Origin of the sequence: uncultured Kriegella sp. (genome assembly GCF_963975415.1) — a bacterium.
Taxonomy (GTDB): Bacteria; Bacteroidota; Bacteroidia; order Flavobacteriales; family Flavobacteriaceae; genus Kriegella.
In genome coordinates, this window is the sequence record NZ_CAXBGN010000005.1 from 245,546 (window position 1) to 269,715 (window position 24,170).

Genomic DNA, 24,170 nt, shown 5'->3' on the forward strand with positions numbered 1-24,170 from the left:
TTTGTTTTGTTGTTGGTTGATTGCTATTTGTATATGCGTAAACAATCACCATAAACTATTTATAACTTCGTGTTTTCAATTCTATATTCTCGTAAACCAAATCTTCTTTATGCAAGACGGCATTTTTGGGTTCGCCTTTAAACTCCCAAGCCGCTGCATATTTAAAGTTTTTGTCATCGCGCAGGGCCTCGCCTTCCGGAGTTTGGTATTCTTCCCTGAAGTGCCCACCACATGATTCATTGCGATGTAAGGCATCTTTGGCAAAAAGCTCACCTAGTTCTAAAAAGTCGGCTACTCGTCCTGCTTTCTCGAGTTCTTGGTTCATCCCCTCCATTTTTCCTGGAATCTTTACGTTCTCCCAAAAATCGGCACGCAGCGCGGAAATTTCTGAAATAGCTTCCTGCAAATCTTTTGCGTTTCGCGCCATTCCACATTTGTTCCACATAATTTTACCCAATTTCTTATGGTAGTGGTCGACGGAATGTAGGCCCTTGCCGCCCATAAGTTTCTCCAATCTTTCAGTAACTGCATTTTCAGCCGCATCAAATTCAGGGGAATCTGTTGGTATTTCCCCAGTTCTAATGTCTTTGGAAAGATAATCGCCAATGGTATAGGGCAATACGAAATAGCCGTCGGCCAAGCCTTGCATCAATGCCGAAGCTCCTAATCGGTTAGCACCGTGATCGCTGAAATTAGCCTCCCCGGCACAGTAACAACCTTCAATGGTGGTTTGTAGGTTGTAATCGACCCAAAGGCCACCCATAGTATAATGTACGGCAGGGTAGATCATCATTGGGGTCTCGTATGGGTTTTGATCTACGATTTTTTCATACATCTGAAAAAGATTCCCATATTTAGCCTCAATAACTTCTTTTCCTAATTTGGTAATTTCTTTATCATCGGCATTTTTTATACCGTGTGTCATGGCTTGTTCTTTACCATACCGCTGAATCGCTGAGGCAAAATCAAGATAAACGGCTTCCCCTGTTTTGTTAACCCCGAAACCGGCATCGCAGCGTTCTTTAGCAGCTCTTGATGCAACATCGCGAGGCACCAAGTTTCCAAAGGCAGGATAGCGTCTTTCCAAATAATAATCCCGATCCTCCTCTTTTAATTGGATCGGTGTCAATTTACCTTCACGAATCGCCTTCGCATCATCAAGTCGTTTGGGTACCCAAATACGGCCATCATTTCGCAACGATTCTGACATCAATGTTAATTTCGATTGATGTTCTCCAGATACAGGAATACATGTGGGGTGTATTTGTGTGTAACAGGGGTTGGCAAAGAATGCGCCTCTTCGGTGTGCTCGCCAAGCGGCCATTACGTTACTTCCCATGGCATTTGTAGACAAAAAGAAAACATTGCCATAGCCACCAGTAGCCAAAACAACGGCATGTGCCGAGTGGCGTTCGATTTGACCGGTAACCAAGTCACGGGCGATGATACCTCGCGCCTTTCCGTCGACAAGCACAAGATCCATCATTTCATGACGGTTGAACGGTTTAATTTTTCCTCTGTTGATTTGACGGTTCATGGCTGCATAGCAACCCAATAATAACTGTTGTCCGGTTTGACCTTTTGCATAAAAAGTTCGAGACACAAGCACCCCTCCAAAAGAACGGTTGTCCAATAATCCGCCATATTCACGTGCAAAGGGAACACCTTGTGCTACGCATTGGTCAATAATATTTCCTGACACTTCGGCCAAACGGTATACGTTGGCTTCCCTTGAACGATAATCACCTCCTTTTATAGTATCGTAGAACAATCGATAATTACTGTCCCCATCGCCTTGGTAGTTTTTTGCGGCATTAATTCCACCTTGTGCGGCAATGGAATGCGCACGACGCGGTGAATCTTGATAGCAAAAGGTCTTTACGTTATAACCCAATTCGGCTAGGGTTGCAGCTGCCGCACCACCGGCAAGGCCAGTACCTACAACGATAATATCTATATTGCGTTTGTTGGCAGGGTTTACAAGGTTAATGTCGTTTTTATGTTGAGTCCACTTATTGGCCAATGGCCCTGATGGAACTTTTGAATCCAATATGCCCATAATTAGTGTGTTATCGGGTTAAAGTGATGGAATAAGGCAATAAAAATGAATCCCAACGGGATGGCTATTGCATATATCTGGGTGAAGGTTTTGATACCGGGAGTGTATTTGTTATTAACCCCCATACTCTGAAAAGAGGAGGCAAAACCATGCCACAGGTGTAAGGCCAGCAAGACAAAGGAGATTACATATAAAATGGTACGCCAAAAAGGCTCGAACTTTTCAACGGTTTCCTCATAATATCGGGTAGGGTCCTCTGTGTTGCCCGTTAGGTATTTGTAGTCTATTTCATGAATCCAAAAATCATATAGGTGAAGCCCTAAAAATGCAAGAACCACCAAGCCGGTAATAATCATATTTCGGGATACCCAAGATGCATTTGCCCCACCGCTATACTTTTTATACTTTATTGCCCTCGCCTTATTGTTCTGAAGTTCGAGCCTGATGCCCATAACAAAATGGATAATAACCCCAGCAATCAGAATAGGCTGTAAAATAAACTGCACCAAGCCGTTGTAACCCATAAAGTGAGACCAAGAGTTAAAGGTATCGGGAGCGATAACAGAGGTTATGTTTATTACAAAATGTTGTCCGAGAAAGAAGACTAAAAAAAGTCCCGATAAGGCCATGACGACTTTTCGGGCTATCGAAGATTTTATCAATCCGCTCATTGTAGATTAGGTTGGAGTTAAAAATGAATGCAGACAAAATTAGTCCATAGCCTCGGCTTTAACAAACTTTGCAGAGGATTAGTATCATATTTAGACCCATTTTAATCTAGTTGACAATTTGCTCTTAAACATCGTTATATGGCCTAATCTGGAATGTTAAACCGCTCGGCGATCCCTTCATAGCTCATTTTCGAATAGTCTAGAACTTTTGTTTTTGAATCGATTTGCGGGCCAGTTTCTGACGGTATCCCCCCTGGGATTATGACATAACGATAATCGCCATTGAGATGAGGGGCGCCAATATCTAGATTATTGGTAGAGAACACCCGTACGGCTATAAGGTCATCGTTTATATCAAAAAGACGAAATTCATAGTGTTCGTTGATGCTCCCGAAGAAAGTGTTCGGAATGGGATATATGAACGAACCCTGCCGGGCAAATACTAGTATTACCCCGGTATCATGTACCAATTGGGTCAACTCTGGAGCAAACATTTCCCATTGCTCAAAAGAGTCATCGATTGTTTCTGGGAAGTCAGAAGGAATCCAGTCTGAATAAATGACATTGGCGGTTCCGGTTGCACCATCTTGCCCATCATTGCCAGGTTCACCCTTAGGGCCTTCCGGGCCTTGTTCGCCCTGATCACCTTTTGGTCCTTGTTCCCCCTGTTCACCTTGATTGGCTGCCGCACCATCTTGGCCCGGATCACCTTTATCGCCTTTGGGGCCTTGCTCACCCTGTATACCTGGTTCCCCTTGTGGACCAACGGTGTCATCTTTTGAACAGGCCACAATTAGAGTTACCATTAAAAGAGTGGCGAAAAATTTACGTGACAATTTCAGTTTTGCTCTCATAATCTTTGATTTTTGTGGATTAATACTAGTGCTAATTCAAGCTAAGACAGCTGCATCATCCAATGCATCTTTTACGGTACCACTTCGTTAAAAATAATTCTGTAACTATCACCATGAGATTTTGTTCGTTTCTAGCCCGATCTCAATACCTATCGGAGTCGATTGCCCTATACATCATTTCAACTTTACACTGGTACAAACCTAAGAGCTATTCGAGATATGAATGTCCTGAATATTTAAGAGCCAAAGAAATAGGACGCAATATAGAACGCTGATATACAGGGTTATGTGTTGAATTTATGCCATTTAAAATCGAAAATGGTTCATCTGTAATCGATTTGCGACCGTTCTTACAAAAGCGCATAAAAAGGTATTTTAGGTGTATTTTTTTACATTTTATGATTTTCGTTTTGGGGGGCTTGCTTTAACTGCCAGTGGCTTACATAAAACGAAGTGCAAGGTGGGAGCTACCTCAGGCAGATCGGTCCCGAATAGCGTGAGGCGCTGATATAGCTTGGTTTTCCTTGAACTGGGAAGGTGTGATACCCGTATGTTTTTTAAAGGCGTTATAGAATGCGGATTTAGAATTGAAACCAGCTTCTAGACCAACGGATACAATGGTATAGTGTTCATATTCTTTGGAGTGTAAATTTCGTTTTACATCGGCTATACGGTAGCCGTTGATATAGTCGATAAAACTTCTTTTGCTGATTGCATTCACCATACTTGATAAATACCCGGATGATATACCCAATACCGCTGCGGCCATGCTCAAACTGAGATCAGAATTTGTGTAAATCTTATCGAACCGCATAAGGTGCTGCAACTTTTTAAAATAAATATTATCGGGTGTAAAGGTATTTTTGGAACGACTACTCAGTTCCTTTATTTTCTGGGCGCACAAGGCCGCAATAATCGTTAATAAATATAGGTGCTTTTCGGTAAAAAAATGCTTTTCCGGATGTTCGGAATCAATAACTCCAAATAACTTATCGCCTATAAGAATGGGGACGCATATTTCGGAAAGTCTATTTTCGTCGTCAACAATATAACGGGGATCTTTTGAGGTGTCTTGAATCAATTCTGCTTTCTTGTTTTTTGCCACACTTCCAACAATACCATCGCCAAGCGGAATTGAAATTTGGTTATGGATAATTGTATCCGAAGGATTTTTTTGTCCGTAGGCGGCACACTGGAGGAGAAGTTCTTTTTCCCTATCGAACCTATAAATGACACAATCCACGAAGCCTAGTTGATGTATGACGTTCGTGGTAATATCCCATAGTACCTCTTCCACCGATTCCTTATTGCGGAGTGATATGGAGAAAAAACTGATCGCCATTATTTTATCTAGACGGTATGTCGTATGATTCTTCATCAATAATAATCCCTATTGATATACTTTTTTATGTTCCTTCACTTGAACTTTGGAAACAGTTACTCCTTTTAAAAAAAAATGGGCCCTAAATAAAGAATGCCGACAATTTGGTCTTGTACCATATGCCGTTATCTGTCGCTTACAGACCCAAATGATAGTCGTGAACTTAATTTCATAATAAAGGTAGCTAGTGAAGAATAGGAAACGTAGCACATATGTAACAGGGTATAAAAGAAATGTAACAAGCAATAGCTTCATTAAGTGAAATAGCTTGACGTAGAATTTCACATTAGTTGTATTTTTTGACCCTAAAAGAGTATGGTTTTCATTACATGATGTATAGATGGCAAAAGCGGAGTCTTTTCGATAATTTTTACCTCTAGACTCGGCATATTCCGTTTTTTAACCGATATTCATATTCCTAAATAAAAAAGCACTCGGTTAAATAATGAATATTGGTCTTCTTTCTGTAAGCATGAATGTCTATTCTACAAGAAGGATAATGCAAGAGGCTGAAGAATTAGGCCATTATGTCGAACAAATAGATCACACCAAATGTGCGGTGAAACTTGGTTCGGGAAAATCTAAAATCTATTTGGGGGATGAAGACATCACCAACGAGTTTCATGCGATTATTCCTAGAATCGGTACAAAAGTTACACGGCATGGCGCTGCAATTGTAAAGCAATTTGAAATGAACAAGGTGTTCAGTTCGGCGCGTTCTTCCAGTATTATAAATGCCCGTAACAAAGTTCGTACGTTACAGATTATGGCGAATAGGGGCATTCCGGTACCCGAAACCTTATTCTCGATTAACCCCGATAATATTGAAGAACAAATCAAGTTACTGGGCGGTGCCCCAGTAGTGATTAAGTTACAAGAAGGCACTCAGGGATTGGGAGTGATTCTGGCCGAGACCAAAAAATCGGCAAAGTCTATTATTGACACCTTTTATAAAATGGACACCAGTATTCTTGTTCAAAAATTTATTGAAGAAAGTAATGGGGAAGACATACGCATTATTGTAGTAGGAGATAAAGTGGTAGCGAGTATGAAACGCCGTAGTACTGTAGACGATTTCAGGTCAAACCTTCATCGAGGCGGGAATACGGAAGAAGTTAAATTATCAGACAAAGAAAAAAGTATGGCGTTGAACGCTGCAAAATACGTAGGCTTGGGTGTGGCAGGAGTAGATTTGATACGGTCAAAAAAGGGCCCGTTACTTATTGAGGTCAATGCCTCTCCTGGTTTACAAGGTATTGAAGCAACTACTGGAGTTAATGTGGCACGCGAAATTGTATGGTATGTTGAAAGGAATGGGAGTAAGAGCAAGAGAAGAAAAAAGTAGAATTTAAGCGGTTGTCATATGCAGTTTCAATCTTTGAGAAAAAGTGAAGATATTATTATAGGAGGGGAAACGGTCTCTCCAGGAAATTCCAGATTATTGCAAATTAGTATTGATAGGCTGCCTACCGGTACGTTGATCGATATTCCGGTCTATGTGTTCAACGCTAAAAAACCCGGCCCGCACTTACTGGTTCAGGCAGGGTTACATGGTGATGAAGTCAACGGTGTTGAAATTGTGAGACGCATGTTACACGAGAAACGCTTTCGCGTAGCGCGGGGTGCGGTAATCGCCGTTCCCATTCTCAATATTTTTGGATTTATTCATTTTTCTAGGGACGTGCCTGATGGCAAAGATGTCAATCGTAGTTTTCCAGGAACCAAATCGGGTTCAATGGCCAGTAGAATGGCCTACCATTACACCTCCGAGATTCTTCCGCAGATTGATTTTGGAATTGATTTGCATACTGGTGGAGGGCAGCATCATAATTTTCCTCAGGTGCGTTATACCAAGGGAGATGAAAACAGTAAAAAATTGGCAGAAATATTTGCGGCACCCTTTTCCTTTTCCTCGAGGTTGATAAAGGGTTCTTTCCGAAATATTACATATCGTCTGGGCATACCTACCATTGTCTTTGAAGCGGGTGAAAGTATGCGTTTTGACAACTGTGCTATTTTAGCGGGTATGCAGGGTATTTTGAATGTGCTTGCCCATTTTGACATGGTCAACAAACTTGAGCCGCAATATGCTGAACGAAGTGGAACAATTTCACTTTCCGATCGCAAATGGTTACGTGCGCCAACTGCAGGAATGTTTATTCCTGAAATAACCAATGGTGGTAAAATCAAAAAGGGACAGACACTTGGTATGGTTTCCGATACATATGCCAAAAAAGCTAAAAAAATAAAAGCTCCTTTTGATGCATATGTGATTTGTATAAATCACCAGGCCGTGGTCAATCAAGGAGATGCACTCTTTCACGTGGGGAAAGTTCTTCAATAGTCTAAAATTTAACTGGAACACGTTGTTACGCCAAACGTTTTTTATATTTAAAATGCGAACGAACAAAATCAATAATAGACCATCTGGTCTGTTAATTGGTTTTTGATGGAAATAGTCTTGCAATTCTGACATATAATCGAGGTTTAGTGTTCAAAGTCGATGGCCGATTATTCAGAATGACAAAAGAGACAGAAGATAAGCGACCAGGTGGTCGGAAACCCGAAACATTGGTTAGTTAAGGAGTGTCCATATCTTTTAATTGAATGGAAAGCGCTTTTGTAGACAATTGTACTTCGACAAGGCTTAGAATTAATGAAATCATTAGGGCCAACAAGCTGACGCCAAATATTAAATTGGCCCAAAACCTTAGTTCTACATAAATTAGAAACATAGTTATTACGGCCAGTAAAAAGCTGAGTATGGCGACGGCCTGCATATTTTTAATTATCGATAGTCTTCTTCTCAATTTTCTTACTTGAAGGCCGACTTCGGGCGATTCGGTTTCCTGAAATTTTTGATGCAACTGCCGAATAAGTGCGGCAATTGCCAAGTAACGTGCGTTATAGGCCAGCATGGTTAATGAAATGGCCGGAAAAAGTAAGGCGGGAATGCTAAGCGATAGTTCCATTTAATTCTTTTCGAAAGTACGAGAACTTGATGTAGTAGCTGTTGGAAAATCTTCGGGAATTTTTTGGGTAACCTTTCCTGTAGCGGCCCATTCAGACCCCCGAAGCATGCTTGTCAAAAACCCGACGCATTGTACCGAGTAGTCGACATGTCCCATAATATTGTGAAAAACCCGACCCTTGCCATAGGTCAAGGCCATTAACGCTGGTTCATGTCTGCCTGTTCCTTTGTTTTCTGTATCGGAATAAGCCGTGGCCAAAACTGTCATGTTTTCCGCAGGTCCTCTAAGACTGTTGTAAAGTTCATCTTTAGTGTGCATCCAAATTAAGGGCATTCCCTTTGTAATCGGATGATTGGTTTGACGTATTTGAATCTGATATTCACTTTGCGGCCCATGTGCCCCTCCCTTACCAGGGGAAGCGTCGCGAATCAGTTTGCCTTGATCGTTATAATAAACGTAAGGGCCGTCTTTCTCGTTACGTTCGCCCCAACCGCCAAGACCGATCATTTTATTGTAAGCCTCCCATTTAGGGAAAGAATTATCGGCCGCATGAAAAACGACTAAACCTCCACCGTTTGCAATAAATGTTTCAAGGTTCTTTTTTGTTTTCTCAGGCCAGGGCGCCGCATTCCAACCGAAGTTACAAATAACCAAATCGTATTTTGAAAAATTGGGATTATAGTTCGGGTCTGGTTTCGGTTTGTCAAGACTTTGGCTTTCCGGCATACCATCAATAGCGTATGCCTTTAAAAAATCATCGCCTTTCCAGGTAAAAGCTGTTCGTTCTACATCGACCGTAAACAGCCCGGTATCTTCCATTTGGCTTTTTAACATATATGTGATTTTGGGCCATTCGTTGTGGTTATTCTGACCATCAATAATAAGTGTCTTGATTATTTTAGAAGATTTTTTGGATCGGTTTTGCGAATAAACCCATGTGCACGCAAACAATGCTATTATCGCGATGAACAAGCTGTATTTTTTCATGAAGTCATTTTTTAACGGTTTCAATATAGTTAAAAATTCTACGATTCATGAAGATGCTTGTGGCTAAAACCATCTAGGCTTGCGTTGACTGATTCTTAACTTCACAAATTACGGTTGTTAATACCTTCTGGTTTTTTGACTGCCTTTCTTAATCGTAAAATAGTCAACAGTAGCGTTCCTAGTTTTTTATTTAAGGAGTTTTTATTTCAAAATCCGTTTGCGTCTTTTTCCCATTGCCGGAGATTATTACCGTGTACTTTCCTTTGGGTAAATACGTTTTGCCATTTTCTGCTTTGGGAAGCTCCTTTTTATTGTTTTTTAAGTAAGATGCCTTCCCACTTTTTGAAAAGGCAAGGTCATATGATAGAACATTAAGACCTTTGTCGGCCTGTATTTCCGAAGAACTTACTGTAGTACCGTCGGCAGACTTTATCGTGGCCAGAAAGCTACTCGCTTTCGAGGAATAGAAGGTTAAATCTAGTCCCGGAGTAGTGGGTTTTGACCATGCCCCGGAAGCATGGCCCCAACTGGGATTATAATGGATATTATCGACCTCGAAGAGGTGCAGGGCTTTGCCTAGAATATTGGCGGTCATTTTTTGAAGAGGTGAAATGTCGGCTTTGTAAATACTTCTTCCATGTGTGCCGACCAAGAGATGTTTGGCAGTGGGTTGAATTACAAGGTCATGAACCGCTACATTTGGCATTCCGTTTTGGAAAACCTCCCAGGTCGTCCCACGATCGAAAGAAACATATAGCCCGTTATCGGTACCCGAGAATAGCAGGTTTTCGTTTACAGGGTCTTCAATAATCACATTTACGGGCGACGCCGGAATGGTATTCGAAATATTGTTCCATGTTTTTCCGTAATCTTCGCTAACATAGATATAAGCTTTAAAATTGTCCCAACGATACCCATTTAAACTGACGTAGACCCGTTGTTTTTTGTGTTTTGAGGCCACTACACGACTTATCCAAAGGCTGGTTCTGTCATTTGACACATCTATGTTCTTGTCAATTGGCGTCCAACTAGCTCCCCCGTTTTGGGTGACTTGAATACGACCATCATCACTTCCTGCGTAAATAAGTCCGAATTTAAGGGGAGATTCCGAAATGGTGGTCAATGTTCCGTAAGCTACGTTGCCCTTTCGATTGCCTTGTGTCAAATCGGGGGAAATGGTTTCCCAACTGTTGCCTTGGTCAAGTGAACGGTGCAAGTGATTACTGCCCAAATAGAGAATATCTTGATTGTGGGAAGAAAGCAAAATAGGAGTTTGCCAATTGAACCGGTACGGATGTTCGCCCAGTTCATGTTTTGGCTGAATGTATTTTCGTTTGCCTGTTGATAGGTCTATACGCGAATAATTACCGAATTGAAACCCCGTATAGATGATGTTATTGTTTCTGTTATCGATTTGGATCTGCATACCGTCTCCGCCCAGTATAGGTTTCCAGGGGTATGATCCGGTTTGATGCCATTTGTCATTTTCTACCGCGGTGTGCGGCCCCATCCAAACCCCGTTGTCTTGCAGGCCTCCATAAATGTTATAGGGTCTTTGATTGTCTACGTTTATTGCGTAGAACTGACCCGCTGAGGGAGAATTATTTTTAATCCAATGGGCGCCATCGTCATAAGATATATTCACGCCCCCGTCATTACCATTGATTAAATGACCCGGCATTTTTGGGTCTACCCAGAGGGCATGGTGGTCGGCGTGAACATTGGCACCACTAATTGATGAATAGGTCTTACCGCCATCATCAGATTTTATTAGCGGAACACCTCCGATATAAATTTTGTCACGCTCTTGGGGAGCGACCCGTATTTCGCCAAAATAATAACCGTAGCTATAAAACAGATTATCAAGATAATTGGTGTTCATTTTTGTCCACGTCGAACCGCCATCATTACTCCGGTATACTTCGGCTCCTACGACAGGGGTGTCGAATAGCCGTGAATTGGCATCCTCCAGATAATTAGCCAGATCTACCGGTCTAGTCGCGCCACTACGCACCATTTGTTTTATATTCTCAGCCCTATATTTTTCTCGAAACCCATTTGTTTTTAAAAATTCATTGAGCTTTTTGTCGTCTAGTTTTAGAAAACCTTCTACGTCCATCGACTTAAAATCTTCCTTGGTCAATACATCGGTTTTTTTGGTATTATCGGCTTTTTCCGGTCTGCGAAACTGATTGTCGTATAGGGCATATATCGTATGCTCGTCAAAAACGGCCAACCCGATACGACCGACACCTTCACCTGTTGGTAACCCACTGTCTTCCGTCGACAAAATTTTCCAACTATTTCCGCCATCTGTACTTTTATAAATTGCAGAAGCTGCCCCGTTACCCTTAAAATCCCATGCTTTTCGATCCTTTTCCCAAGCAGCGGCGTACATGATTTTAAAGTTTTTGGGATTAGTGGCTACATCAATTATACCCGTACTATCGTTGATAAAAAGAGTTTTTGTCCAAGTCTGGCCACCATTGGTTGTTTTGTAAATACCGCGATTTTCGTTTTGTGAGTAGAGGTGTCCGGTTACGCCGATGACCACTTCGTCGGCATTTTCGGGATTGATGACGATACGCCCGATATGTTGGGAGTCGGGCAATCCCATGTGTACCCAAGTCTTTCCATGATCGATTGATTTTAATATACCGATACCTGCGTAAGAGGATCGTGATGCGTTGTTTTCACCCGTACCAACCCAGATGGAACCCGATTTCCAATCCACGGCGATATCGCCGATATTTTGAGTGTCGGAATCATCTAAAACAGGTGTAAACGATGTTCCATTGTTATTGGTATACCACAATCCCCCGGAGGCATAGCCAACATAGAACTCAATCGTATTGTCGGGGTTGACGTCTACATCGACGACACGACCACTCATTACGGAAGGCCCTATATTCTTCAGTGGAATATTTTTGACCAATGACCGTGCGGCAAGCTGTCTTTTCTGTTGGAGGGCATTCATAACCTCGGTTTCCATTGTGGGAACGGGTTGGGAAATGCCAAGCAAACCTATACCTAACAAGATAACCAAGCATGCAATTTTCATTCTAAAATGGTTTTAAGAGACTGTTTTTAATTGGTGAGCGGAAGATACGGAATTACAAAATCACCAAATATGTAACAAAATAGAATTATAAAAGAAAGAAACAGACTACCTATTGTGCAAATCATCGATTTTAGTCTTAAATAATTTCGTTAAACCTTAATTTTCTGTTAAATTGACCTCGTTATACGTTGCATCGCTGTTCGCATTTGGTCAGTGGTCAACAAAGAAATATAACCAACTTTAAACCTTAAGGGACTTTATTTAAGTCCCTTTTTTTGTTGCTCCTTATCGAATCTTTATTTTTGGGATATGAAATATGATTTGATAAGCAACAGACTATTCAGCAAAAACCGCAAAAAGTTCATGGATCGAATGGAGCCAAAGAGCATTGCTGTTTTTAATTCCAATGATATTTATCCTATCAGTGCCGACAGCACACTACCCTTCCAACAACATCGCGACATATTTTATCTCAGCGGTGCCGATCAAGAAGAAACCATTTTAGTGCTTTTTCCCCATGCCATGGATAAAAAGCACCGTGTAGTATTGTTCGTGCGCGAGACCAATGCCCATATTGCAGTTTGGGAAGGCGAAAAATTAACTAAAGAAAAGGCTACGGAAGTTTCCGGTATCGAAACGATATATTGGTTGTCAGATTTTGAAAAAATATTTTTCGATCTGATGACCGAGGCCGATACGCTATATCTGAATACCAATGAGCATTACCGCCAGGCGGTTACTACCCAAACCCGGGAGGCTCGTTTTGTCGAAAAGGTAAAGCACGATTTTCCGGCGCACAAAGTTGCCAAGAGCAATCCTATTTTGCAGCAAATACGCGGGGTAAAAGAGCCCGAGGAAATTGAGTTGATGCAAAAGGCCTGTGACATTACCGAAAAGGGATTCCGTAGGGTGCTCGAATTCACAAAACCGGGGGTTTGGGAATATGAAATCGAGGCCGAACTATTACATGAGTTTGTTCGTAACCGTTCAAGGGGCTTTGCATATTCGCCGATCATTGCTTCGGGCAACAATGCCAATGTGCTCCATTATTTGGAAAACAACAAACAATGTTTAGCAGGGGATTTGATTCTGATGGATACCGCTGCAGAGTATGCCAATTACTCTAGCGATTTAACCCGAACCATTCCTGTAAGCGGAAAATTTACATCGCGGCAAAAGGAAGTCTACGAAGCGGTACTCCGCGTAAAAAATGAGGCGACCAAAATGATGGTGCCCGGTACGCTTTGGGCCGAATACCATAAAGAGTGTGGTAAAATAATGACTTCCGAACTGTTAGGCTTGGGACTGTTGGATAAAGCCGATGTACAAAATGAAGACCCTAAATGGCCCGCCTACAAAAAGTACTTTATGCACGGCACCAGTCATCATATCGGGCTCGATACCCATGATTACGGCGAACTTAAAACGCCGATGAAGGCCAATATGGTATTTACCGTCGAACCAGGCATCTATATTCCCGAAGAGAAAATGGGTGTACGTCTCGAAGACGATGTGGTCATTCAAAAAGAGGGAGAACCCTTTAATTTGATGAAAAACATTCCCATCGAGGTCGAGGAAATTGAGGAACTGATGGCGAAATAGTTTTTGGGCGTTGGTGATTAATTATAAAACTTAGAAGCACCTCCCCTTAAGTAAGGGGAGGTGGCCCTGACATTTTAGTCAGGGTCGGAGGGGTTTGCTATAAAATTAGATGCTGTATTGGTTCATTTTCTTTAATCATGCAGTAGAAAATGGGTGGACAATCGGCCTAAATTTATCTTGCTTCTTGGCCCGAGTACAACTACTTTCAGGTATCAGACAATAAAATCATTAAGACCAATTTTAAACAAAACGCTATTGGTTATTATCTAAACAAAGAAATTTATGAACACCTATAGTATAAAATAGGTTAAGGTATATTTAACTTATGGTAAGCAAGTTGCTTTTTCCGTGATTTAGTATTATGTTATCCAATCGCTATTCACAAACGTGAAGGATAATGCAAACAGAAAAAATCGCCATGTGGTTAAACGCATCATGTTTACTTGAATTTCAAATACCGGTTCCTACTCCGTTTTTACTAATGCTGCGTCCGCGGAGTGGAGGGAATCAGTGGATTGCGCGTGAAGAATATGTTTTGTCACCGAGCACGCCGGTGAATGAGTTTACAGATATGTTCGGCAACCTTTGTCAGCGACTGGTTGCGCCAGCAGGATATTTTTCTGTGCGAACATCTGCCCATGTGGAAACGGCGGACTCCTCTGATACCGCCCCGAATGCTCCATTCATCGAAGTACAACAATTGCCTGATGAAGTATTGCCTTTTCTTTATCCAAGCCGTTATTGTGAGTCCGATCGATTTACTGAAATGGCTGCATCACTTGTAAGGGGGCTTTCAACCGGTTATGGTCAATGTACTGCCATCGTAGATTACGTGCGAAGCACGATACAGTATACACCAGGTGCAGGGCAGCAGATCATCAGTGCTACAGAACTAAACCAGTCTAGTAGCGGAGTATGCAGGGATATGGCTCATTTGGGAATAGCTTGCTGCCGAGCGCTATCGATACCTGCCCGCATGGTAGTGGGCTATCTTGAGGGACTTGAGCCAATGGATCTACACGCATGGTTCGAGGTCTATGTTGGAAATCGTTGGTATACACTCGATCCTACACAAGCTGAATTAAAAGGAGGGCGTATCGCAATCGCTTATGGTCGCGACGCAGCCGACGTTGCTATCTTTACACAATTCGGAAATCCCGTAGGTCTTTTGAATATGAATGTTAGCGTTGAACGGATGCCAAGACCGAATTACTAAAACAATGAAAGATTTTTACTAAGTAGGCCGATTTAATTTGCTGCTGAAAAAGTAGATATTCCTAAAAATCCTAGAGAACAACAAGTTTGTAGCCAATATTTTTTGGTATAGGTATTGCTCAAATAATTACTGTTTCCGCTCCAATACATTTATCGCCCCAAAAACCACTACGGCAGGCACTGTCCAACCCATACTAAATTGACTTAACGGAATATAGGTGGGTAGCGAACCCAATACAGCTTCCCATCCGATACTATTTAAAAAATCAGGAATACTAAAAAGTATGGTGGTAAGGACCACTGCTTTAAAAACCTGGGAGGATGCATACCGTTCGGGTACGACATTTAACAAGATCAAAACAATGGTAATCGGGTAGATAAACATCAGGGCCGGTAGGGCAATGGCGATAATGTAATCGACTTTAAGCTGCCCCATAACCACACCGAGTACACAACCGATAATAGCCGTAATAATATAGGCATTTTGTGAATTATGGATCCGGCTTTTGATAAAATCGGCAGTTCCCGTAACAATCCCCACTGCCGTAGTAAAACAGGCCAACCCCACCAACAAGCTTAAGAATAGGTTGCCGATGTTTCCCAAGGAAGCGATGCTTATGCCCTGAAGCAACGAAGTTCTAGAGATATCAGCATCGAATTCTGAGTGCAGCACACTCCCTGTAATAATAAGTCCGGCATAGATAAGGGTGAGCGCGATTCCAGCAAGAAAAGCTGCTCGTCTGATAAGGACCTTCTTTTCTTGATAGGTTGCTTTCTGGTTTTTCAAATTGATAGAAACAATAAGTACGCCACCTACGACCACGGCACCAATGGCGTCAAAAGTTTGGTAGCCCTCGAGAATACCATCGGAAAAGGGGCTCATAAAAACCGTCTCCCCAAAAAGAAAATCGCATGAAAAGAGGGTAATACCGATAATTGCGAGTAGTATCAAAATAATGGCGGGGGTCAACAGCTTTCCGAGAATATTCAAGATTTTAGAGCGGTTGATGGCAAAAACAAAGACCAAGACGAAATACCCGATACTCGTGGTCAGTGGTGATATATCAAAAAACGGAGCTATGGCCATTTCATGGGTGACCGCCGCGGTACGAGGAGATGGCAGACTCGCCGAAATCACGTAGATAAGCAGCGAATACACTAGGCTGAATGTTGGGGAGACTTTTTTGGCAAAATCGAAAAGAGTGCCCTGAAGTTTGGCGTGGGCCAATATTCCGAAAATGGGAATGATGACTGCGGAGATACAAAACCCAAGTGCCACCAACCACCAAAGTGCGCCAGATTTAAAGCCTAAAAGGGGTGGTAATATAAGGTTGCCGGCACCAAAGAAAAGCGAAAAGAGCGCAAAGGCGGCAACAAAGATTTCTTTGGTTCGGTTCATGGACTTTTATTTCGGTCGAAATATAAATGTTAATCGCTCTACTAGGGAGCGTCTAAGCACAAAAAACAGTCCGTTTGTCGAAAATATGTCATTTATTTAACAAAACACCCAATAAAAGACAGGTGAGGGCGTTCGTAGTATAGATTATCGTCATTAATGATACGATGGTCACCAAACTGATTTTGAATAAGATCCCAAAGTCTTATTTGCCACTTCTTAAAACCTACATTATGAAAAGAGTATTTTGCCATATTTTTGGCCACCACTACTCGGTGTCTAAAAAAGTCACCCTACACATCAAAGAGTACAAATGCATTCACTGCAACAAGCAGGTTACTACCGACGTAAGCGGAAGTCTTTCTGAATTAACCCCTGAGTTGCAAGACATTAATAAAACTTTAGAAGTTATTTATCAAAAAAGACATAGGGCTGCACAACAAGTAGCTTAACACTGAACTTTATTCAGTGTCACCTATGCTTTGGCAAAGGAATTCCAGCCCTGAGCGGTCAACGGAATTTTAGAATTATTCCTGGAAATTAAGAAAGCACCTTCATTCATGTCTGTCGTATGCCCCACAACAGTCAGGTTAGGATTGCCCTTTATTTTCGGGAATTCTTTTTGGTCTATGGTGAACAACAATTCGTAATCTTCCCCACCACTTAGGGCAACCAATGTGCTATCTAATTTAAACTCTTCGCAACTTGAAATTACTGTAGGGTCCAACGGAATTTTATCCTCGTACAAATTGCAGCCCACATTGCTATTCTTGCACAAATGCAATATTTCCGAAGATAGCCCATCGCTAATGTCGATCATTGAAGTCGGGTGCACGTCTAAACTTTTTAATAGGGCCACAATATCTTGTCGTGCCTCGGGCTTCAATTGCCGTTCCACGATATAAGAATAAGGTTCGAGGTCGGGTTGGCTGTTGGGGTTCACCTTGAATACTTCCTTTTCACGTTCCAATACCTGAAAGCCCATATAGGCGCCTCCCAAATCACCGGTAACGACCAAAAGATCGTTGGGTTTTGCCCCGCTGCGATAAACAATTTCTTCCGAGACGGCTTCACCAAGGGCTGTTATGCTAATAAGCATTCCCGTACGTGAAGATGTTGTGTCACCTCCAACAACGTCGACTTTATGTACTTTGGCGGCCAAAGCAATTCCTTCGTAAAGTTCTTCAAGGGCTTCCAAGGGAAAACGATTCGAAACAGCAATGGAAACCGTTATTTGGGTTGCCTTTGCGTTCATGGCATAGATATCGCTGAGATTGACCATTACAGCCTTGTAGCCCAAGTGTTTTAATGGCATATAGCTGAGGTCAAAATGTACGCCCTCTACTAAAAGGTCTGTGGTGACGATTGTTTTTTTGTCTTTGAAATCCAACACGGCGGCATCGTCTCCGATTCCCTTTATGGTTGATTCATGATTGATGGGGAAATCTTTCGTCAAATGGTCGATGAGTCCGAATTCTCCTAAGGACTCCAAGGTTGTTTTTTCTTGATTCTTATCTTCTAACATATGGCAAAAATACGGAGTAATTGCGAAAACTCTGGCTTTGAAGCGGGCTTTTGCTGTGGTGGAGAATGAATAGACAACACCGGATAAAAAAATAAAGCTGATGTTCGGCAAGAACATCAGCTTTATTCATTAAAAACATTGCTGTTTCCTGTTAAATGTTATCCTAAAGAATAACCGTCACTATAGGTACGTTTTACGTATTTATTGGCCGGTTCGAAGTTGGTGATCTTCATGTTAGCGGCATCCCATTGCAATCGTTTTCTTCCATAATATTGCGATCCACCAGACCAGAAGCCTTTGCTTTCTGCATTTGGGTCTATTTCAAAATAGGCCTTCAATGCCAAGTTACCGATAAGAATACTTTCTGTAAACGGACCGGCATAATCAAATGAAGAACTGGTTTCGGCATTGCCGTAACCTGCCATACAAGCATTTACCCATTGTAGGTAATGACCCTCAGGAACCCGGGCAATGGTCTCTTCAACTTCAAACTGTTCGTTGAGCGTCAACGGCAGTAATCTTGGGTTGGCACCGTAACAATCGGCGAGCAATTTTCCTTTTGTACCTATGAAAAGTACACCACCATCCCAGTTTCCAAGTGCTTCGTCATCGCCCATTTCCTCGGGTCGTTCGGGTAATAGTCCACCATCCATCCAAGTAACCTTCACGGTACCTTTACCATCGGTTCTTGGATAGCTCAAATGAATTTTGCTCGAATTCGGAAAACTTTTGGGGTAATCCGCTGTTTCAAATTTCCCTTTAAAGGAATCAGAAACGCTACACTCTACATGACTCGGATAAAGAATAGGGAGTATTCTATACACAGGGTCCATAATATGACAGGCCATATCACCTAGGGCACCAGTTCCAAAATCTGACCAACCTCTCCAATCAAAAGGCAGATAAGCATCGTTATAGTCCCGTTTTTCGGCAGTTCCCAGCCATAAATCCCAATTTAAACCTTTTGGTATTTTATCTTTTTTTGTTGGGGTTTGGAGTGCTTGGGGCCAAATGGCACGGTTTGTCCAGCATTTAACGGTGTGCACATCGCCAATGATCCCTGTATCATATATTTCTTTCATGGTACGTACGCCATCACCTGAGCCGCCTTGATTGCCCATTTGCGTGACGACCTTGAATTTTTTGGCAGCTTCGGTCAACATTCTAGCTTCCCAGATATCATGGGTAAGTGGTTTTTGAACATAAACGTGTTTGCCCATTGCCATAGCTTGATAGGCAGCGACTGCGTGGTTATGATCAGGGGTAGATACTGAAACGGCATCAATGTTGTCTTTTTCCTTTTCGAGCATATCCCTAAAGTCGTGGTAGTAATTGGCTTTTGGAAACGACGCTCTAGATTTAACCGCCTGCCTGTCATCGACATCACAGAGGCCAACAATATTCACATTCGGGCTTTTTGCGAACGATGCAATATCGCTCTCACCTTTTCCCCCAGCACCAATACCGGCGATATTTAGTTTGTCACTTGGCGGTATAAAACCAGGACCTCCCAATACATGTCTTGGTACAATCATAAATCCTGCTGCGGCGAGTCCCGAGCTTTTTACAAAATTCCTACGGGAGGTGTTGTTTAATGGGGTCTTTTTTTTAGACATAATTTTTGAAAATTTTCTATTTTTTAAAAATGGATTTGAATTTAATTTAATTTTTTATAACGAGCATAAAGATATTTTAATAAATTTTGTTAATAAATATATTACTAGCCTTAAAACATGCACTAACATTGTGATATTCGTTAATTATGCCATGGAGAATAAAAATATTAAACGTAGGTATATGTGCTGATAAACCATCAATTAGGGCTTTTGTTTCCTCCTGAAGATTAATCGCTTAAGTGGCGGTCAGTTTATTTTCATACTTCTATTTGTCTTCTAGTTTTAATACACCAAAAGCCTAAATATACCATTACATTCAAACATTTCCGTATCCCTTCGGGCATTATCTTGTTTTTTGCCAGGATCACTTTCTCTTACGAACATGCTGTGAGCTATAATCGACCTGAAGCTACCTCTTGGGTATTTAGATCGGTCATAGACAATCAACCGAGAGTGTTGGCGGTTAGCTTGAACGAAGAATTATATACGTGCCATTTACTTGCCGATCTCAGGAACCTTGAGGGGAATAAGGGAGAATTTTTATGTAGAATTTCAAAGGTATATAAATCGAATGAACGGGCCGACAAAATATTTAAGGTAATCAGGGATGATGGGTCGGTGTTCCGGTAGGTGCTGCATAAGCTGAAGGCCTATTGTAAATAACTTTAGCGCTATAAGGTTTGTTGATTTCGTTATTCGTTATAATAATGTTAGGAATCATGGTAGAACCCTACTAATACCGTATATTTGTAAACTATTTAGAACGAAAAAAAACAATGATACAGGTTTCAGAAACAGCTAAGAAAAGGGTGGTCAGCCTTATGACGGAAGAAGGTTTTGATGCCGCGAAAGACTATGTACGCGTTGGTGTGAAAAGTGGTGGGTGCAGTGGTTTGTCCTATGAATTGAAATTTGACGACAAATTTGACGAATCTGACAAAGTGTTCGAAGATAACGCGGTTCGTATCATCGTGGACAAGAAAAGCTTTTTGTACCTAGTCGGAACTACATTGGAGTATTCCGGCGGACTGAACGGAAAGGGGTTTGTGTTTAACAACCCTAATGCGCAGCGTACCTGCGGATGCGGGGAGAGTTTCTCCCTATAGACATAGAATTTGAGGGAAGAAAAGTTTTTCAACTTGAAAATCTTCGAATTTATAATTTGAAAAGTATGGCATATACAGAGGAAGAATTAAAAAAAGAACTCGAAACGAAGGAATACGAATACGGATTCTACACGGCTATTGAGTCTGATACGTTCCCGAAGGGATTGAATGAGAGCATTGTTCGCGCTATCTCAAAAAAGAAAAATGAACCGCAATGGATGACCGACTGGCGTCTAGAGGCTTTTCGTATTTGGGAAGAAATGGAGGAGCCCGATTGGGCAAATGTGAACTATCAAAAACCAGATTTTCAGGCAATCAGTTATTATTCGGCCCCCAAAAAAGATCCCAAAAGATCATTGGATGAAGTCGATCCTGAGCTATTGGCGATGTATAAGAAATTGGGAATTTCTGTTGATGAGCAAAAGAAACTGCAAAATGTTGCTGTTGATATTGTAGTTGATTCCGTTTCGGTGGCAACCACATTTAAAAAGACCTTAGGAGAAAAGGGAATTATTTTTATGCCCATTTCGGAAGCTATTCAAGAACATCCGGAATTGGTCAAAAAGTATATGGGTACGGTCGTTCCTAAGACCGACAACTTTTATGCAGCTTTGAATTCTGCCGTGTTTACTGATGGGTCTTTTTGTTACATTCCGAAAGGGGTAAAATGTCCCATGGAATTGTCGACCTACTTCAGAATTAATGAGGGCGGAACAGGTCAATTCGAACGAACTTTGGTAATAGCCGATGAAAGTAGTTATGTAAGTTATTTAGAAGGCTGTACTGCACCGTCAAGAGATGAGAATCAGTTGCATGCCGCAGTGGTTGAACTGATTGCCTTAGATGATGCCGAAATAAAATATTCCACGGTACAAAACTGGTACCCTGGGGATAAAGAAGGGAAAGGCGGGGTGTACAACTTTGTAACCAAAAGAGGGTTATGTGAGAATAATTCAAAAATTTCTTGGACACAGGTGGAAACAGGTTCTGCTGTTACGTGGAAATATCCTTCCTGTATTTTAAAGGGAAATAATTCAGTAGGTGAATTCTACTCGATCGCCGTTACCAACAATTTTCAACAAGCGGATACTGGTACCAAAATGATTCATTTGGGTAAGAACACCAAAAGCACGATTATTTCAAAAGGTATATCGGCAGGAAAATCCCAAAATAGTTATCGCGGATTGGTTCAGATTGGTTCAAGGGCCGAAAATGCCCGAAACTTTTCACAATGTGATTCCCTTTTGATGGGGAATGAATGTGGGGCGCATACTTTTCCTTATATCGAGGTAAAGAATAAAACGGCTCAAATTGAACATGAAGCGACGACCAGTAAAATAGGGGAAGACCAAATTTTTTATTGCAATCAACGGGGAATCGAAACCGAAAAAGCCATTGCTTTGATTGTAAATGGGTTTAGTAAAGAAGTATTGAATAAACTTCCAATGGAGTTTGCTGTGGAAGCACAAAAATTATTGGAAATTAGCCTTGAAGGCTCAGTAGGATAGTAAAAAACACCATAAAGTAGATTGAATATGTTGAAAATCAATGACCTACATGCACATGTAGACGATAAAGAGATTTTAAAGGGAATCAACCTAGAGGTAAAGGCAGGGGAGGTACATGCAATCATGGGGCCTAACGGTTCTGGTAAAAGCACGCTAGCTGCTGTAATTGCAGGTAAAGAAGAGTTTGAAGTAACCAAAGGTTCGGTGTGTTTAGATGGTGAGGATTTAGAAGATGCAGCTCCCGAAGAACGCGCACATAAAGGAATTTTCCTATCATTCCAGTATCCAGTGGAAATCCCCGGGGTATCGGTCACCAACTTTATGAAAACGGCTATAAATGAATCGCGAAAAGCCCGCGGATTGGAAGATATGCCGGCCAATAAGATGCTCAAGCTCATTCGTGAGAAATCTGAATTGCTTGAAATTGACCGTAAATTTTTATCGAGATCCTTGAACGAAGGGTTTTCCGGAGGTGAGAAAAAGCGTAATGAAATTTTTCAAATGGCCATGTTGGAGCCGAAATTGGCTATTCTTGACGAAACTGATTCTGGTTTGGATATTGATGCTTTGCGCATCGTGGCCAATGGTGTCAACAAATTGAAAAGTAAAGATAATGCGGTCATTGTCATAACCCATTACCAAAGATTATTGGAATATATCGTTCCTGATTTTGTCCATGTACTACACGATGGTAAAATTGTAAAATCCGGCGGTAAGGAACTTGCTTTCGAGTTAGAGGAAAAAGGGTACGATTGGATTAAACAAGAAACTGTAGTTTAATGAGTAAAGCGTATGCGGTAGGCAGTGAACAGTACTGTTTACGCTACACTATTTACTGCTTACTGAGAAAATATGGATTTAAAAGATAAATTAGTTTCATCATTTTTAGCCTTTGAAGATAAGGTCGATGTGCATAATCCTGTACACGATATTCGGTCAGAGGCGATGAAGACTTTCGAGGCGAAAGGTTTTCCTTCAAAAAAAGAAGAAGCTTGGAAATATACTTCGTTGAACAGTTTGCAAAAAGTAGACTTTAGTATATTCCCGAAAGAAGAAAATACCTTGGAATACCATGACGTAAAGAAATACTTTCTGCACGAAATAGATTCCTATAAAATTGTTTTTATCGATGGTATTTATAGCTCTTATCTTTCGGAAACAACGCATGATGGTGTCGACATTTGTTTGATGAGTGCCGCACTTACAAAACCGATGTACAAACAGGTAATTGATGTGTATTTCAATAAAATTGCGTCTAAAGACGATTCACTTACCTCGCTGAATACTGCCTTTAGCCGTGAAGGGGCCTATATTTATATCCCCAAGAACAAAATGCCTAAAAAACCCGTTGAAATTTTACATTTTGCTACGGGTAATGAGGCTTCACTGATGTTGCAACCACGTAATTTGATCGTTGTTGAAGAAAATGCCGAACTTCAAGTTATTGAAAGACATCAAAGTATTACGGGCAATGAGGTGCTTACCAATTCGGTAACCGAGATTTTTGCGGCCAAAAATGCCATTGTAGATTTTTATAAAGTACAGAACGATGCGGGTACGGCGTCTTTGATAGACAATACCTATATCAACCAAAAAGATAAAAGTGTGGTAAACGTGCACACTTTTTCATTTGGAGGAAAATTGACGCGTAATAATTTGAACTTTTTCCAAAACGGGGAGTATGTCGATTCTACCATGAAGGGTGTAACCATTATTGGAGAGAAACAACACATTGACCATCATACATTGGTGCACCATATTGAACCCAATTGTGAGAGCCATCAAGATTATAAGGGTATTTATGGTGAAAATGCGACAGGTGTTTTCAACGGAAAGATTATTGTAGACAAAATTGCCCAAAAAACTAATGCCTTCCAACAGAACAATAATATTTTGGTTAGTGACAAGGCAACTATCAATACAAAACCGCAATTGGAAATTTTTGCTGATGATGTAAAATGTTCCCATGGTTGCACTATTGGGCAGTTAGACGAAGATGCCCTATTCTATTTACAGTCAAGGGGAATTCCAAAGAAGGAAGCCCGTGCTTTGCTGATGTACGCTTTTGCCAATAATGTATTGGCGAGTGTTAGAATTCCTGAACTTAAAGTGCGGATCAATAAATTGATTGCCAAGAAATTAGGGGTTAACCTCGGTTTTGATCTGTAAAATATAGTAAGGATCAAATTACTTATTGCTGTTCCGAGGCTTGCACAA

The 24,170-nt window shown here is 41.3% G+C and carries 20 protein-coding genes; 10 read left to right on the forward strand and 10 right to left on the reverse strand.

The window, feature by feature from the left end:
- Nucleotides 1-55: 55 nt before the first annotated feature.
- The 4 genes from AACZ88_RS13365 to AACZ88_RS13380 all read right to left on the reverse strand — a co-directional run bounded on the left by AACZ88_RS13365 (nucleotide 56) and on the right by AACZ88_RS13380 (nucleotide 4,962).
- Nucleotides 56-2,059 carry a fumarate reductase/succinate dehydrogenase flavoprotein subunit gene (locus AACZ88_RS13365; RefSeq protein ID WP_339711163.1) on the reverse strand — a complete coding sequence of 668 codons (2,004 nt, stop codon included), beginning with the start codon at nucleotides 2,057-2,059 and terminating at the stop codon, nucleotides 56-58.
- 2 nt (nucleotides 2,060-2,061) lie between these two features.
- On the reverse strand, nucleotides 2,062-2,730 hold the full coding sequence (locus tag AACZ88_RS13370) for a succinate dehydrogenase cytochrome b subunit (protein WP_339711165.1): 669 nt from the start codon (nucleotides 2,728-2,730) through the stop codon (nucleotides 2,062-2,064).
- Nucleotides 2,731-2,873: 143 nt separating this feature from the next.
- Nucleotides 2,874-3,584, reverse strand: coding sequence for a hypothetical protein (locus AACZ88_RS13375; RefSeq protein WP_339711167.1), 711 nt, complete (start codon nucleotides 3,582-3,584; stop codon nucleotides 2,874-2,876).
- A gap of 472 nt (nucleotides 3,585-4,056) precedes the next feature.
- Nucleotides 4,057-4,962 (reverse strand): helix-turn-helix domain-containing protein, encoded by a 906-nt coding sequence (locus AACZ88_RS13380; RefSeq protein WP_339711169.1) that lies wholly within the window; start codon nucleotides 4,960-4,962, stop codon nucleotides 4,057-4,059.
- Between the two features lie 448 nt (nucleotides 4,963-5,410).
- Between AACZ88_RS13380 and AACZ88_RS13385 the strand changes: the two genes are divergently transcribed.
- Both AACZ88_RS13385 and AACZ88_RS13390 read left to right on the forward strand, forming a co-directional pair.
- Nucleotides 5,411-6,310, forward strand: coding sequence for a RimK family alpha-L-glutamate ligase (locus AACZ88_RS13385; RefSeq protein WP_339711171.1), 900 nt, complete (start codon nucleotides 5,411-5,413; stop codon nucleotides 6,308-6,310).
- A gap of 18 nt (nucleotides 6,311-6,328) precedes the next feature.
- On the forward strand, nucleotides 6,329-7,309 hold the full coding sequence (locus AACZ88_RS13390) for a succinylglutamate desuccinylase/aspartoacylase family protein (protein ID WP_339711173.1): 981 nt from the start codon (nucleotides 6,329-6,331) through the stop codon (nucleotides 7,307-7,309).
- Between the two features lie 235 nt (nucleotides 7,310-7,544).
- Here the strand turns inward: AACZ88_RS13390 and AACZ88_RS13395 are convergent, their stop codons facing one another.
- The 3 genes from AACZ88_RS13395 to AACZ88_RS13405 form a co-directional block, all read right to left on the reverse strand.
- Nucleotides 7,545-7,937 (reverse strand): DUF2721 domain-containing protein, encoded by a 393-nt coding sequence (locus AACZ88_RS13395; RefSeq protein ID WP_339711175.1) that lies wholly within the window; start codon nucleotides 7,935-7,937, stop codon nucleotides 7,545-7,547.
- Nucleotides 7,938-8,924: a ThuA domain-containing protein gene (locus AACZ88_RS13400; RefSeq protein ID WP_339711178.1), complete on the reverse strand. Its 987-nt coding sequence runs from the start codon at nucleotides 8,922-8,924 to the stop codon at nucleotides 7,938-7,940.
- 190 nt (nucleotides 8,925-9,114) lie between these two features.
- A complete protein-coding gene (locus tag AACZ88_RS13405) occupies nucleotides 9,115-11,985 on the reverse strand; it encodes a glycosyl hydrolase (RefSeq protein WP_339711181.1) in 2,871 nt (956 codons plus the stop codon).
- Between the two features lie 309 nt (nucleotides 11,986-12,294).
- Here AACZ88_RS13405 and AACZ88_RS13410 point away from each other — a divergent pair, with 309 nt between their 5' ends.
- Complete coding sequence (locus AACZ88_RS13410) at nucleotides 12,295-13,587, forward strand: aminopeptidase P family protein (RefSeq protein WP_339711184.1); 1,293 nt, start codon at nucleotides 12,295-12,297, stop codon at nucleotides 13,585-13,587.
- A gap of 481 nt (nucleotides 13,588-14,068) precedes the next feature.
- A complete protein-coding gene (locus tag AACZ88_RS13415) occupies nucleotides 14,069-14,803 on the forward strand; it encodes a transglutaminase family protein (protein ID WP_339711187.1) in 735 nt (244 codons plus the stop codon).
- A gap of 126 nt (nucleotides 14,804-14,929) precedes the next feature.
- Here the strand turns inward: AACZ88_RS13415 and AACZ88_RS13420 are convergent, their stop codons facing one another.
- Nucleotides 14,930-16,201, reverse strand: a complete 1,272-nt coding sequence (locus AACZ88_RS13420; protein ID WP_339711190.1) for a branched-chain amino acid transport system II carrier protein — start codon at nucleotides 16,199-16,201, stop codon at nucleotides 14,930-14,932.
- A 230-nt stretch (nucleotides 16,202-16,431) separates the two neighbouring features.
- Here AACZ88_RS13420 and AACZ88_RS13425 point away from each other — a divergent pair, with 230 nt between their 5' ends.
- On the forward strand, nucleotides 16,432-16,650 hold the full coding sequence (locus tag AACZ88_RS13425) for a hypothetical protein (RefSeq protein WP_089889299.1): 219 nt from the start codon (nucleotides 16,432-16,434) through the stop codon (nucleotides 16,648-16,650).
- 23 nt (nucleotides 16,651-16,673) lie between these two features.
- Here AACZ88_RS13425 and thiL read toward each other — a convergent pair whose 3' ends face one another.
- Together thiL and AACZ88_RS13435 are read right to left on the reverse strand one after the other, a co-directional pair.
- Nucleotides 16,674-17,723: a thiamine-phosphate kinase gene (gene thiL / locus AACZ88_RS13430; RefSeq protein WP_339711197.1), complete on the reverse strand. Its 1,050-nt coding sequence runs from the start codon at nucleotides 17,721-17,723 to the stop codon at nucleotides 16,674-16,676.
- A gap of 158 nt (nucleotides 17,724-17,881) precedes the next feature.
- Nucleotides 17,882-19,339 carry a Gfo/Idh/MocA family oxidoreductase gene (locus AACZ88_RS13435; protein ID WP_339711200.1) on the reverse strand — a complete coding sequence of 486 codons (1,458 nt, stop codon included), beginning with the start codon at nucleotides 19,337-19,339 and terminating at the stop codon, nucleotides 17,882-17,884.
- 387 nt (nucleotides 19,340-19,726) lie between these two features.
- On the opposite strand from AACZ88_RS13435, the gene AACZ88_RS13440 reads away from it, so the two are divergent.
- The 5 genes from AACZ88_RS13440 (at nucleotide 19,727) to sufD (ending at nucleotide 24,122) form a co-directional block, all read left to right on the forward strand.
- On the forward strand, nucleotides 19,727-19,969 hold the full coding sequence (locus AACZ88_RS13440) for a hypothetical protein (RefSeq protein ID WP_339711202.1): 243 nt from the start codon (nucleotides 19,727-19,729) through the stop codon (nucleotides 19,967-19,969).
- Between the two features lie 146 nt (nucleotides 19,970-20,115).
- Nucleotides 20,116-20,445, forward strand: coding sequence for an iron-sulfur cluster assembly accessory protein (locus AACZ88_RS13445; protein ID WP_339711205.1), 330 nt, complete (start codon nucleotides 20,116-20,118; stop codon nucleotides 20,443-20,445).
- Between the two features lie 65 nt (nucleotides 20,446-20,510).
- Nucleotides 20,511-21,953, forward strand: a complete 1,443-nt coding sequence (gene sufB / locus AACZ88_RS13450) for a Fe-S cluster assembly protein SufB (protein WP_339711208.1) — start codon at nucleotides 20,511-20,513, stop codon at nucleotides 21,951-21,953.
- Nucleotides 21,954-21,980: 27 nt separating this feature from the next.
- Nucleotides 21,981-22,733, forward strand: a complete 753-nt coding sequence (gene sufC, locus AACZ88_RS13455) for a Fe-S cluster assembly ATPase SufC (protein WP_339711211.1) — start codon at nucleotides 21,981-21,983, stop codon at nucleotides 22,731-22,733.
- Nucleotides 22,734-22,805: 72 nt separating this feature from the next.
- Nucleotides 22,806-24,122: a Fe-S cluster assembly protein SufD gene (gene sufD, locus AACZ88_RS13460; RefSeq protein WP_339711214.1), complete on the forward strand. Its 1,317-nt coding sequence runs from the start codon at nucleotides 22,806-22,808 to the stop codon at nucleotides 24,120-24,122.
- Nucleotides 24,123-24,170: the final 48 nt, after the last annotated feature.

Excerpts from the sequence above, each read along its gene's own strand:
- AACZ88_RS13405 (WP_339711181.1), bottom strand. The coding sequence starts at position 11,985 with ATGAAAATTGCATGCTTGGTTATCTTGTTAGGTATAGGTTTGCTTGGC.
- AACZ88_RS13395 (WP_339711175.1), bottom strand. The coding sequence starts at position 7,937 with ATGGAACTATCGCTTAGCATTCCCGCCTTACTTTTTCCGGCCATTTCA.
- sufC (WP_339711211.1), top strand. The coding sequence starts at position 21,981 with ATGTTGAAAATCAATGACCTACATGCACATGTAGACGATAAAGAGATT.
- sufB (WP_339711208.1), top strand. The coding sequence starts at position 20,511 with ATGGCATATACAGAGGAAGAATTAAAAAAAGAACTCGAAACGAAGGAA.
- AACZ88_RS13385 (WP_339711171.1), top strand. The coding sequence starts at position 5,411 with ATGAATATTGGTCTTCTTTCTGTAAGCATGAATGTCTATTCTACAAGA.
- sufD (WP_339711214.1), top strand. The coding sequence starts at position 22,806 with ATGGATTTAAAAGATAAATTAGTTTCATCATTTTTAGCCTTTGAAGAT.
- AACZ88_RS13390 (WP_339711173.1), top strand. The coding sequence starts at position 6,329 with ATGCAGTTTCAATCTTTGAGAAAAAGTGAAGATATTATTATAGGAGGG.
- AACZ88_RS13420 (WP_339711190.1), bottom strand. The coding sequence starts at position 16,201 with ATGAACCGAACCAAAGAAATCTTTGTTGCCGCCTTTGCGCTCTTTTCG.
- AACZ88_RS13415 (WP_339711187.1), top strand. The coding sequence starts at position 14,069 with ATGCTGCGTCCGCGGAGTGGAGGGAATCAGTGGATTGCGCGTGAAGAA.
- AACZ88_RS13445 (WP_339711205.1), top strand. The coding sequence starts at position 20,116 with ATGATACAGGTTTCAGAAACAGCTAAGAAAAGGGTGGTCAGCCTTATG.
- thiL (WP_339711197.1), bottom strand. The coding sequence starts at position 17,723 with ATGTTAGAAGATAAGAATCAAGAAAAAACAACCTTGGAGTCCTTAGGA.
- AACZ88_RS13435 (WP_339711200.1), bottom strand. The coding sequence starts at position 19,339 with ATGTCTAAAAAAAAGACCCCATTAAACAACACCTCCCGTAGGAATTTT.
- AACZ88_RS13375 (WP_339711167.1), bottom strand. The coding sequence starts at position 3,584 with ATGAGAGCAAAACTGAAATTGTCACGTAAATTTTTCGCCACTCTTTTA.
- AACZ88_RS13425 (WP_089889299.1), top strand. The coding sequence starts at position 16,432 with ATGAAAAGAGTATTTTGCCATATTTTTGGCCACCACTACTCGGTGTCT.
- AACZ88_RS13370 (WP_339711165.1), bottom strand. The coding sequence starts at position 2,730 with ATGAGCGGATTGATAAAATCTTCGATAGCCCGAAAAGTCGTCATGGCC.
- AACZ88_RS13400 (WP_339711178.1), bottom strand. The coding sequence starts at position 8,924 with ATGAAAAAATACAGCTTGTTCATCGCGATAATAGCATTGTTTGCGTGC.
- AACZ88_RS13365 (WP_339711163.1), bottom strand. The coding sequence starts at position 2,059 with ATGGGCATATTGGATTCAAAAGTTCCATCAGGGCCATTGGCCAATAAG.
- AACZ88_RS13410 (WP_339711184.1), top strand. The coding sequence starts at position 12,295 with ATGAAATATGATTTGATAAGCAACAGACTATTCAGCAAAAACCGCAAA.
- AACZ88_RS13380 (WP_339711169.1), bottom strand. The coding sequence starts at position 4,962 with ATGAAGAATCATACGACATACCGTCTAGATAAAATAATGGCGATCAGT.